Source organism: Myroides sp. LJL119, from assembly GCF_054871605.1.
Genome location: NZ_JBTXLO010000011.1, coordinates 47,006 through 58,422 on the forward strand (window position 1 = coordinate 47,006; position 11,417 = coordinate 58,422).

At 32.4% G+C, this 11,417-nt stretch carries 10 protein-coding genes; 8 read left to right on the forward strand and 2 right to left on the reverse strand.

What is annotated here, in order from left to right; genetic code table 11:
• The first annotated feature begins 1 nt into the window (after position 1).
• The 7 genes from ACYSNV_RS11330 to ACYSNV_RS11360 all read left to right on the forward strand — a co-directional run bounded on the left by ACYSNV_RS11330 (position 2) and on the right by ACYSNV_RS11360 (position 7,432).
• The gene (locus tag ACYSNV_RS11330) at positions 2-160 is read left to right on the forward strand and encodes a hypothetical protein (RefSeq protein ID WP_461762664.1); all 159 of its coding nucleotides are present in this window, start codon (positions 2-4) and stop codon (positions 158-160) included.
• A gap of 185 nt (positions 161-345) precedes the next feature.
• Positions 346-2,310: an LTA synthase family protein gene (locus tag ACYSNV_RS11335; protein WP_461762665.1), complete on the forward strand. Its 1,965-nt coding sequence runs from the start codon at positions 346-348 to the stop codon at positions 2,308-2,310.
• Complete coding sequence (locus tag ACYSNV_RS11340; protein ID WP_461762666.1) at positions 2,300-2,626, forward strand: hypothetical protein; 327 nt, start codon at positions 2,300-2,302, stop codon at positions 2,624-2,626. The genes ACYSNV_RS11335 and ACYSNV_RS11340 overlap by 11 nt, the downstream gene beginning before the upstream one ends.
• A 34-nt stretch (positions 2,627-2,660) precedes the next feature.
• Positions 2,661-3,344 (forward strand): response regulator transcription factor, encoded by a 684-nt coding sequence (locus tag ACYSNV_RS11345; protein WP_461762667.1) that lies wholly within the window; start codon positions 2,661-2,663, stop codon positions 3,342-3,344.
• Positions 3,337-4,740 carry a sensor histidine kinase gene (locus ACYSNV_RS11350; RefSeq protein ID WP_461762668.1) on the forward strand — a complete coding sequence of 468 codons (1,404 nt, stop codon included), beginning with the start codon at positions 3,337-3,339 and terminating at the stop codon, positions 4,738-4,740. Before ACYSNV_RS11345 ends, ACYSNV_RS11350 begins: the two co-directional genes overlap by 8 nt.
• 349 nt (positions 4,741-5,089) lie before the next feature.
• Positions 5,090-6,547 (forward strand): MBL fold metallo-hydrolase, encoded by a 1,458-nt coding sequence (locus ACYSNV_RS11355; protein ID WP_461762669.1) that lies wholly within the window; start codon positions 5,090-5,092, stop codon positions 6,545-6,547.
• Between the two features lie 297 nt (positions 6,548-6,844).
• Entirely contained in the window at positions 6,845-7,432 is a 588-nt protein-coding gene (locus ACYSNV_RS11360; RefSeq protein WP_461762703.1) for an HPP family protein, read from the forward strand.
• Between the two features lie 90 nt (positions 7,433-7,522).
• On the opposite strand, the gene ACYSNV_RS11365 is transcribed toward ACYSNV_RS11360, so the two are convergent.
• Both ACYSNV_RS11365 and ACYSNV_RS11370 read right to left on the reverse strand, forming a co-directional pair.
• Positions 7,523-8,812, reverse strand: coding sequence for a chloride channel protein (locus ACYSNV_RS11365; protein ID WP_461762670.1), 1,290 nt, complete (start codon positions 8,810-8,812; stop codon positions 7,523-7,525).
• 367 nt (positions 8,813-9,179) lie between these two features.
• Entirely contained in the window at positions 9,180-9,845 is a 666-nt protein-coding gene (locus tag ACYSNV_RS11370; protein WP_461762671.1) for an O-methyltransferase, read from the reverse strand.
• A 284-nt stretch (positions 9,846-10,129) separates the two neighbouring features.
• On the opposite strand from ACYSNV_RS11370, the gene ACYSNV_RS11375 reads away from it, so the two are divergent.
• On the forward strand, positions 10,130-11,083 hold the full coding sequence (locus ACYSNV_RS11375) for a Dyp-type peroxidase (RefSeq protein WP_461762672.1): 954 nt from the start codon (positions 10,130-10,132) through the stop codon (positions 11,081-11,083).
• Positions 11,084-11,417: the final 334 nt, after the last annotated feature.

Below are 11,417 nucleotides of genomic sequence, written 5' to 3' on the forward strand. Positions count from 1 at the left end.
TATGTCAAGAAATACGGATGCTAACCGAAAAGCAGCTAGTTTAAAGATTGCTAAAGACAAGCAAAAAAAGCAACAAGAAAAGAAAAATCGCCAACAAGCCCTTAAAGCAATCTTACAAAAGGCCAATCAAACAAAGAGTGAAAACAACCCAGATCAATAGTAAATTATCTAGTCTTGAAAGATAAATAACACTTGGATTTTCTAAATACATACTTACCTTGTTTTTTAATGGTTTATGATTTTAAAAAGGATGCTTTTTTTAAAACTTAAGATTGGCTTAAGATTCATCTAAGGGCTAGAAAAAACAAGATTTAGACCATACTTTTGAAGAAAAAAAAACAAAGTATGTGCAGCTCTTTATTTAAAAGTCGATACAGTGTAATCTTGTTTGTCTATTTAGTCTTTTTAACTCTTAGTTTTTTATTAAGATTGGGATTGGTCCTTGATGTGGGCTCTGAGTTAGATCAAGGGATAATCCAGCTACTATCTGTTTTTTTGTTTGGCTTGTTTTATGACATGGCCATTGTGAGTTGTTTTGTTTTACCAATGGGTATTTTGTTAAGTATAATACCTCAGAGAATTCAAGGATCGGTATTTGACAAAGTAATTGTATACGGATTTACTACCCTGTATTTTATTATATTTTACTTTAGCTTTTTCTCTGAAATAACTTTTTGGCAAGAGTTTAAAAGCAGATTTAACTTCATCGCGGTTGATTATTTGATTTACACCTACGAGGTTATTAAAAATATCCAAGAATCTTACCCATTACAGATATTAATCCCAGGGGTATTATTATTGAGTTTAATAACGGTTTTTGTGGGAATCAAATTCAAATTCTATCACAATACCTTTACTAGTAAAACCACATTTAAACTAAAGGCAATTAGTGTGGGATTAAATATTTTATTGGCATTGGGTTTAATTTATTTTTTAGATAACAATACCAGTAGCCTTTGGCAGAACCGTTATAATAATGAAATTTCTAAATCTGGAATATTTTCTTTTTTTTCGGCCTTTAGAAACAATCATTTATTGTATCAAGATCACTATAAAACCATAGATATTGATTCAGCTTTTTCAATGGTTCAAAAGCAATTAAAAGATTCAAAAACCCTGTACGATATCCAGCATGTAAATCCCATTTTTCGAACAATTAAGTCTGGTAATGCTAATTTACCCGAACAAAAACCAAATGTCATTTTTGTTTTAATGGAAAGTATGAGTGCTAGTTTTTTACAACAAGAATATAAAGGAGAACCTATAACAAAGAATTTAAATCAATTGGCCCAAAACTCAGTATGGTTTAAAAACATGTTTGCCAGTGGCACACGTACTGTAAGGGGGATGGAAGCAGTTGTTTTATCCATTGTACCCACCCCGGGACATAGTATTGTTAAAAGAGTAAACAATCAAGGCCTATATAGTGTATCTAGCGTGTTTAAAGAAAAAGGATATCACAATATGTTTTTCTATGGAGGTGATGGCTATTTTGATAATATGAATTCTTTTTTTGGTGGAAACGGATTTGATATATACGATAGAGGTAGAGGAAGCGTTTTAAGTGATAAGATACCGGCAAATCGCTATAATATACAAGATGATGAGGTAACCTTTGAGAATGCTTGGGGGATATGTGATCAGGATATTTACAATAAAGTAATTTCTGTATTTGATCAAAAAGCAAATCAAAATCAGCCACTATTTGCCTTTGTAATGACTACCTCAAACCACAGACCCTATACTTATCCCGATTCACAAATAGATATTGAGTCAGGTCAAGGAAGACAAGGGGCTGTGAAGTATGCGGATTACGCTATTGGAGAGTTTTTACAAAAAGCAAAACAAAAGCCTTGGTTTGATCAAACCGTGTTTGTATTTATAGCTGATCATTGCGCTAGTAGTGCAGGTGGAAGTGTGATTGATGTGGATAATTATCATATTCCTGCATTTATCTATAATGCCCCTATGGTTGATAAGATGATCGTGGATAAAGAAACAGCACAGATAGATATTTTTCCAACTCTTTTTAGTATTTTTAATTGGAATTATCGCTCTGGGTTTTATGGGAAGGATATTTTAGATCCGCAATATGAATCCCGAAGCTTTTTAGCAACCTATATCCAATTGGGAATGAAAAAGGATAAAGATGTGATGGTTTTGTCGGATCAAAATAAAGTTAATCAATACCTTTGGAAAGACGGTAACTTGATTTTAAAAGATAAACAAGAAGATTTTCAAAAAGAAATAATTTCAAATTATCAAACAGCGGATTATCTATATTTAAACGGATTATTAAATGAAAGATAGTATTGTATTTGTAATAGACGGTAAACAAAGTAAGAATCGTATTCGTAATCTAGAGGCAAAAATATGTTGTTATCTAGGGCAAAGCCAAATTCCTTGGTTTATTTATATAACTAAAACCGATATGGATGTGGTAGGTTTGGCTAATGATTTTTTGCAAAAAGGTCCAAGAACTGTTGTAGTTAGTGGCTCGGAGAATTTAGCCAAGCAAATTCAACAGATTTTGTGTAGATCAGCCATTGGTTTACAGATTTTGCCAATGACCAAAAACACTTTGATTTTACAAAAGCTCTCTCCAGGGTTTTTAAAAAGTATTTAATTAAGCAAGCCAAGTAATATTAAATTCTATTTTCATGGTACAGGTAAATATTTTAATTGTAGAGGATGAGGTTGGTATTGCCAACTTCTTACAACAAGGTCTGCAAGAGGAAGGTTACCAGGTTTATCACTCTATAGAGGCCCAGGGCGCAATGGAATTAATAAAAAGTAAACAATTCCATGTGATACTATTAGATAGAATGTTAATAGGGGCAAGTGGCTTAGAGTTATGTAAATCTATTCGGGGTTCAAATACAAGCAATAAAGATACCCCTATTATATTTCTTACCGCAAAAGATACCCTAGAGGATACCCTAGAGGGTTTATCGGCAGGGGCAAACGATTATATTAAAAAGCCCTTTGCCTTTAGTGAGCTCTTGGCTCGTATCCAAGTTCAGCTAAGAACTTTTCATGGTCAAGAATTTATCGAAAATGGAGATATAAGAATTTATCCAAAAACCTATCAGGTTTATAAAAATAAGCAACTAATAGATTTAACACTAAAAGAATATCATTTACTGTATTATTTGTTTGTCAATAAAAACAAGGTTTGTTCACGAAAGCAAATAATACAAGATATTTGGGATATTCACTTTGATTATGATTCGAGTGTTATAGAGGTGTTTGTCAATGGTTTAAGAAAAAAATTACACTTAGAAAAAAGTGATCCAAGGCTTTGCACTGTCAGAGGTGTTGGTTATATGTCAAAAGATGTTTAAAAAATTATCATTAAAAAATAGAATAGCTTTGCTATATGCTTTGGTATTCTCTGGAGTTTTGTTGTTTATTTTTACCTGTATTTTCTATGTAGTTCAAGCCGGGATTAATCGAACCATGTATAAAATATTGGAAGAAGAGGTAGTGCATATGAGCAACTTTATAGACCAACAAGATAAATTCACTTATTATGTTCACCCCAGGGAATGGGAGGAGATAGAACATACCGACGTGGCTTTAAATCCAGTTTTTATAACCATCTATGATTCCAATTTTAAATTAGTAGAAAACTCACCTAATATGGTGCAAAATCGACTAGTATGGGATAGAAAGCAAAAACCAATGACCCCGTATTTATCACAAATCAATTCCATTGAGATTTTAAATATGCAGAGTGTTTTATATCACAAGGGAAAAGTAGTGGGATATATGGTTGTTGGGGCCTCAACAAAACATAACCAACTGGCTATGGAATACTTGAAAAGTGCTTTAGTGGTATTGTTTCCTTTTTCGGTTATTTTTATTTTTATTGTAGCACGATTAATAGCCTCGACATCTACCAAACCCGTTTCAAGTATTATATCCACAACCAAGCAGATATCTAAAGATAATTTATCCTTGCGTGTACCTTTACCTGAAAATCAAGATGAGTTATACCAGTTGTGTATTAGTATAAATTCTTTAGTAGACCGGTTAGAGGGACAAATCCTGCAAGCCAAGCAATTCTCAAGTGATGCCTCTCATGAACTTCGCACTCCTTTGGCTGTTATTAAAGGTAGTTTGGAAATTTTGATGCGAAAACCCAGAAGTATTCAAGAGTATCAGACTAAAATACAGTATGTACTAAATCAAACCCAGCGTTTGGAGCGTTTAGTGGAGCAGTTTTTATTGATAAGTCGCGTTGAGAATAACTCCTTAGAACTTCAAAGTAGTAGTTTTGAATTAAAACACGAGATATTAAAGGCAAAGGAAAGGTTTCAGGTTTTCTTAGATGAAAAAAATATTCAGGTGGATATAAAGAATATAAGCCAAGAACATATCTGTAATTACCAGGATTTATTTGCTATAATTTTGGATAATCTTTTTTCAAATGCCATTAAATATTCAAAAAACGACTCATTAATTAGTATTGAACTACTATACAAAGGACCTTTGATGTTACTTTGTTTTAGTGATTCTGGAATAGGAATGAGCCCCGAACAACTCAAATGGGCACAACAACGATTTTATAGAGCACATAAAGAGAATTGGGTTGCCGATAGTTCAGGAAGCGGATTGGGACTTCATATTGTAACTCAACTGGCAATCATGTGTGGATTTAAACTAGAAATATACAGTCAAAAACAAGTAGGTACCCAAATTTACCTGCAATTAGAACCTGGAAATAAATCCAGTTAACTATTCTGGTGGCCATTGTAAATCCCTACATTAATTGGAGTGATTCTGTGATTGTAAATTACAATGGGTTAAATAAGATAGTAGATAAAGACAAAAAAGTATTTGTGAAACTTTTTATTTTTTTATTAGTTAGCTTATTAGTTTATAGATAAAAATACAGCAAGGTAACTCTATGAGTAAAATTCTTAGTTTGCCTTTATTTAATTTGAGAATCATCCAAAAATTGTCTTTTTAGATGATTCTTCTTTTTTATTAATCCCTATTTTTTATAATAATACCTTATTGTATCCTATGTTACAATACAGATTTGATTTAATAGTTAGTTTTAGCGAAATTTTAAAATGTAATTATGAGAGTTAAAACCGCATTGCTATGTTTTTTTTTATTATGTAATAGCCTAGGATTTGTATTTGGTCAAAATATGATTTTTCAACGAGTATATGATTCTAGCTTATCTCAGGCTAGTTATATTATAGCAAATGATCAAAATAAAGCAATAGTCATTGACCCAAAACGCGATATAGATACTTATTTAGATTTTGCAAAACAACACCAATTAGATATTGTATATGTGAGTGAAACACATATTCATGCTGATTTTTTAAGTGGATCCAGAGAATTGGCAAAAGCCAGTAATGCCGAGTTGTTGCTCTCTGATGCAGGTCCCTTGCCTTGGAAGTATGATTTTTCACATACCCCTTTAAATCATAACGATGTGATTGACTTTGGGAATCTACAAATTAAAGTAATTCATACCCCGGGACACACACCAGAGAGTATTACCTTTTTAATTAGCGATTTGACAAACCCTCAAGAGCCTATTAAGGCTATAACAGGAGATTTTATATTTGTTTCAGATTTAGGAAGACCAGATTTATTACAAGAAGCAGTAGGTGTTGCCGGGGAGAGTCAAAAAGGTGCTTTGGATTTATTTGAATCTTTGACAGAGTTTAGTAAACTACCTGAGGATACCCAAATATGGCCAGGCCACGGTGCAGGTTCCTTTTGTGGTAAAAGTTTAAGTAATATTGCTCAATCTACTTTAAAGATCGAAAAAAAAACCAGTAAGCCTTTTGCTTTATTAAACGACAAACAGGCCTTTGTTGGGTATATTCTGCAGGATCAACCAGCCATACCGGCGTACTTTAAACACATGAAACAATTAAACAAACAAGAAAGAGCTTTGTTAATCCAAATACCTAAAATACCAAGGCTAAGTATGCAGGAGTTTAAACAAGCAGCCAGTGAAAATCTATTAATTATTGATACAAGGAGTTGGCCAGTGGTTGCTAAGGGATATTTTCCAGGTAGTATTCATGTGGGTAATTCCGATTCCTTTTCCACTTTTATCGGGTCTTTGGTGGATTATGGTCCTCAGATTGTATTAATCACTGATTCAGATCAGATCCAGGATATTACCAGAAAACTAATGCGAATAGGTATGGATAATATTTATGGATACTTTAGTGATATACAAGCATTGCAAGAGCTGGAAAAAATGGAAATTATTCACCCAGAAAAAGTGCAAGATTACCAAGGACTACAAAACGTACAGCTAATAGATGTGCGAAGTAAACAAGAATATGAAAGTGGTCATATTAAAGGTTTTCAAAACATTTCTTTAAACAACCTACAAAAAGAAAAAGATAAAATCGACCCAAATAAAACAATAGTGATTCACTGTCAAAGCGGGACCCGATCAGCTATTGCTTATACTTTGTTAAAGAAAATGGGCTTTAAAGATGTGGTGAATTTCAGCCAGGGGATCCAAGGATATACAAGTAAAGGATTACCTTTAGTAAAGTAATTTATTTAATTGGAATTAAACCAAGTTTAAAAAAAGCATAAGCCCACAAAGAAAACTTAAAATTATAAGATAATCTTACTTTGGACAATAAGTTTATGGTCCATATGTATTTTTAACAAGTAAAAAATCGATTCGACATTATTTGAAACTAAAATTGGTATTTATTAAATGTAAAGCCCACAATAGCAAGGAGTTTTAAACAAAATATTAGTAGATTATTTAATTTTATATGTAGTGGATGTAATATATTTGCAGCCACAAAATATAAACATACAAATGGCAATACGAAAAAATAGAATGTATCGTCGTACCCGCTACTTACTCTATAGAGAAACCCTTGTGGATTTCAATGAACACTTTTGGGCCTTTATAGGTTCTTTTATAGGCTTAGGTATTATAAGTTATCTACATTATCAGGAATTCTCAAAAAATGATCTAACTTTATTAATTGGATCCTTTGGAGCAAGTTGTGTTTTAATCTATGGGGCTATAGGTAGTCCACTGGCTCAGCCTAAAAATTTGTTTTTAGGACATATTATTTCAGCTTTAATAGGAGTAAGTGTTTTTAAATTAATGGGAAGTTATATTTGGCTAGCCGCTCCCTTGGCAGTTTCTTTGTCAATTATTGGGATGCAAATCTTCAAAGCATTACATCCTCCAGGAGGAGCTACTGCTTTAATAGCCGTAACAGGGGGACCGGCCATAACAGAACTTGGCTATCAATATGTTTTTTCCCCTGTGATCTCCGGGGTTTCTATCTTATTTATAGTAGCTTTGGTTTTCAATAACATTCCTCATAAAAGACAATATCCCGTAAAGTCCTTTATTCGGGTGTATAAAGTAAAAAAAAGAACTTTTCGTATCTATAAAAAAACATCCTCATAAGGGATGTTTTTTATTTTATAGCAAGACCTTTTATAGCTAGCCCCTATTTATAAAGACGCATTTATATTATATAGAAAAACTACCTTGGTTTTAATTAAAAGACTTTAAATCAGATAATTTCTTTTTGTCAAGATAAAAATCGTACGTATAAACATTATAAGGTAAAATTAGTTTTGAGAAATAATTAGCAGTAAAGCTACCTATTAAAATAGGGATGAATAAAACATGGCCATTATCAACTAAATTACACACTAGAAATAAAGCCGTTAAAGGTGCGTAAATGGAAGCTGAAAGGGTAGCAGCTGCCCCGACTAAAGCAAAATTTAAAGGAACCAATTGTAGATTAAACCAAGTATTGCAAATATGAGCAAACAAAAGCCCTAGAAAGGCTCCGGCTACAATACTAGGTGCAAACACCCCACCATCGCCTCCAGCTCCAAGGGTTAGAGCTGCCGCTAGGGGTTTTAAAAATATTAGTAGAAATAATCCAAGTAGGGATATAGACTCAGGGTTAGTTAAAAACTCTTTTAAACCATGGTAGCTATCCCCATATAAACTGGGAAACAATAAGATAAATATCCCAACGGAGATCGCCCCAAGATTCACACGAATAAAGTTATTGTTAATATTGCCAAACATTTTTTTCATACGCGTAACCAGTAGTGTAAAATAAACCGATAAGATACCTGCCAATAAACTCATTAATAAAAAAAATGGTAGTGCATAACCATGCCAGGAGTCTACATGCATGGAAAGTAAGGGTTTATAATTAAGTAAAGTAATAAACCCCCATGATAATAAAGCAGAGGTACCACAACTTAAAAATAAGGTTTTACTTTTTTTTCTAGCAATAACTTCTAAAGCAAAAAGAAAACCGGCAATTGGACTTGCAAAAAGTACAGAAACCCCCGCGGTTACCCCCGCGCATATTAATTCTTTTTTAAATGCTTTTGCAGAAAACCCCTTGGTGTGAATAGCATTACCGATAGTGGCTGTAGCCACCACAGAGGAAACCTCTATCCCGGTGGAACCTCCCGTACAAACCGTTAGAAAACCGTTAATTAGGTGAGAGGGTATTTTAAACAAAGGCAAGTGGTCTTTGCGCTGGTCAAGGGTTTTATAAATCTCGGTAATTCCCTTATTTTTACGACCTTTAAACAATAGCTTTCTCAAAAAATAAATAATGGTAATACCTACGGTGGGTAATATTATAAATAACAACTTTTGGTAGGTAGAAACTTTGTGAAAAAGATACTCTTCTAAGTGCTCGGTAAGTTGTTTTGTGATATGGATTAATATTAAACTAACTATACTAACAACTACACAGGCTAGGGTTAATTTAAAAAGATTGTGATAGGTTATTTTTTCTCTTGTATTCATCAAATATATTACTTTAAAACAAGACGGTAGACTTTTTTATAGGATCCATTTTTAAGATTAACTACCGGGAGTTTGAATTTGAATGCAAAAGTAAATAAAAGGTAGGGGCAAAGATAATTTTAGCTTCTTTTTTTTAAAAAAGACAGTAATTAGTTTATTTAAAAGAGTCCTTTATATAGTTGAGTTATATTATTTGGAAGTAAATAGTAAGTGATTTTTAAACTTATTTGTAGAAAAAAATAAAATTTAGCAACTGGGGGCATTTGGAGTAAGAGTAACCAAGGAGTCCAAAAAACAACTCCTTGATTTATTATCAAATAAGGAAATAACTCCTAGTTTTATTTCAATAAAAAACTAATATGCTAAATTACTTCACCACTGCAATGGCCATACCATCGTGCTCTTTTACACCTATGGTTTGGACAATAGTTGCAATAACCCTGTTATCATTGGCCAATAAGTCATTTAACTTTTGTACTCCTATAACCTTGGGGTCAATGGAATCTTTATCTAAAATCTGTGCTTCTCTTATCACATTGTCTAATATGATAACCGTGCCAGGGTTAGATAATTGTAAGGCATATTCGTAATATTGTGTGTATGGCGGTTTATCAGCATCTATAAAGATAAGGTCAAATTTTTTAGCCTCTTCTTGGATTAGTGTAGGTAAGATATCTAATGCCTTTCCTATTTTTAAATCAACTTTATCAAGGATATCTGCTTTTTTAAAATTTTCTTTAGCAACCCTTGCATGAGCAGTATCTACTTCAATGGTTGTTATTTTTCCATCTATTGGCAAGGCTCTTGCCATCCATATTGTACTATATCCACCTAGGGTGCCAAGCTCAAGGACATTTTTGGCTTTGGATAAGGCCATAAATAATTGTAAGAATTTACCTTGGTTTGCAGAAACGCTATGTTGCGGTAAACCATTGTGATCTAAAGACTCTATTGTTTGTTTTAATATAGAATCCTCCGGGGCTAATCGCTGGCTAATATATTGGTCTACTTGCGAAAAAATTACATTATTCATAGTTTTAAAAATTAGTTGTTTTTAAATCTTTTTTGTTTAGTTAATTCTGCAAAAATAAATATTTTATTTTTTTTATAAATGCAAAAGGCAGTACAAAGACAGGCTATAGATATAATTAAATATACTTATGCTTGAGTAAGGTTTTTTATTAATATATTTTAAAATACTTAGATTAATCGAATTAAAATATCTTAAATTAGATTGTTATAATTAAAACAATTTTTGTTTTGGTTGTCTAGAGATAGATTTTTATGTGAATAAAACTGTATTAATAATTTATATGTATGTCAAATAAAATACCTGTTAAAGATTACAACGCACAAAACGTAACGGATTTTCCAAACCACAACACCTATTTTTTGGTATGGAACTTTAAAAAAGATGTGGATCTGGTAAAAATCAAGCAAACTTTTCAGCGCCTATGTGCTTTAGTTATTAATTTAAATAACACGGCATTAGCTAGATTTCCCAATTCCAATGCAAGTTGTGTTATGGCAATAGGTCATGATGCCTGGTTAAAACTCGAACTTCCTAAACCTCTTCCTAAGGAGCTTAAAAACTTTGAGCCTATAAAAGGCGATGTCCATACGGCCGTTAGTACAAAGGGGGATTTACATTTTCATATACGTGCCGATAACCAAAGTTACGCTCATGATATGGCCAGTTTAATTACCCAAGATTTAATAGGTATTGCAAATTGTGAGTTAGAGATACATGGATTTAGGTACTGGGACGGTAGATCCATATTGGGTTTTGTTGACGGGACGGAAAATCCTAAAGGACCAAGTAGAGAATATTTTGCCATAGTAGACAAACAAGATCCATTGTACAAAGGAGGAAGTTATGTTTTTGTTCAAAAGTATATGCATAATCTACAGGCATGGAACTCTTTATCTGTTTGTGATCAAGAACGCGTTATTGGAAGATCTAAACAACAAGATATTGAAATGAGCGATGATGTAAAACCTTCTAATTCCCATAGCGCATTAGCCAATGTTGGAGATGATTTTAAAGTTGTTCGAGATAATATGATTTTCGGAAATACAGCTACAAATCAAATGGGAACTTACTTTATTTGCTATGCAAGTTGTTTTCAGACTGTAAATAAAATGTTAACCAATATGTTTATTGGAAATCCCACTGGAAATTATGATCGTATTTTGGATTTTAGTACCCCAGAAACAGGAACGCTTTTCTTTGCACCTTCCTTGGATATGCTCGCTGATTTTTCAGGGTAAAACTTAACAGCTCAAATAATAGTATACATAAGCTTAATACCGCAAGAATTGAAAATTGTGGTGTTAAGCTTTTTTATTTAAAGTAATTCAAATAATAAGGTGTGATTTATTTATAACAAGGATAGTTTTTAAAGCCTAGTGTATTTTTTTGTATCAAAACATCAAATGACAATAAAGTCGATATACTTTTCAAATATTTTAAAATTAGATAAGTGCTAAGTTGATTTATTTATGTTAAAATTAGTAACTTTAACATATTAGTATGAACTGTACTGCTGTTAAAATATATTTAAATCTATTTTTTTGTATAAATAAAATACAAAAGCATGTTTTT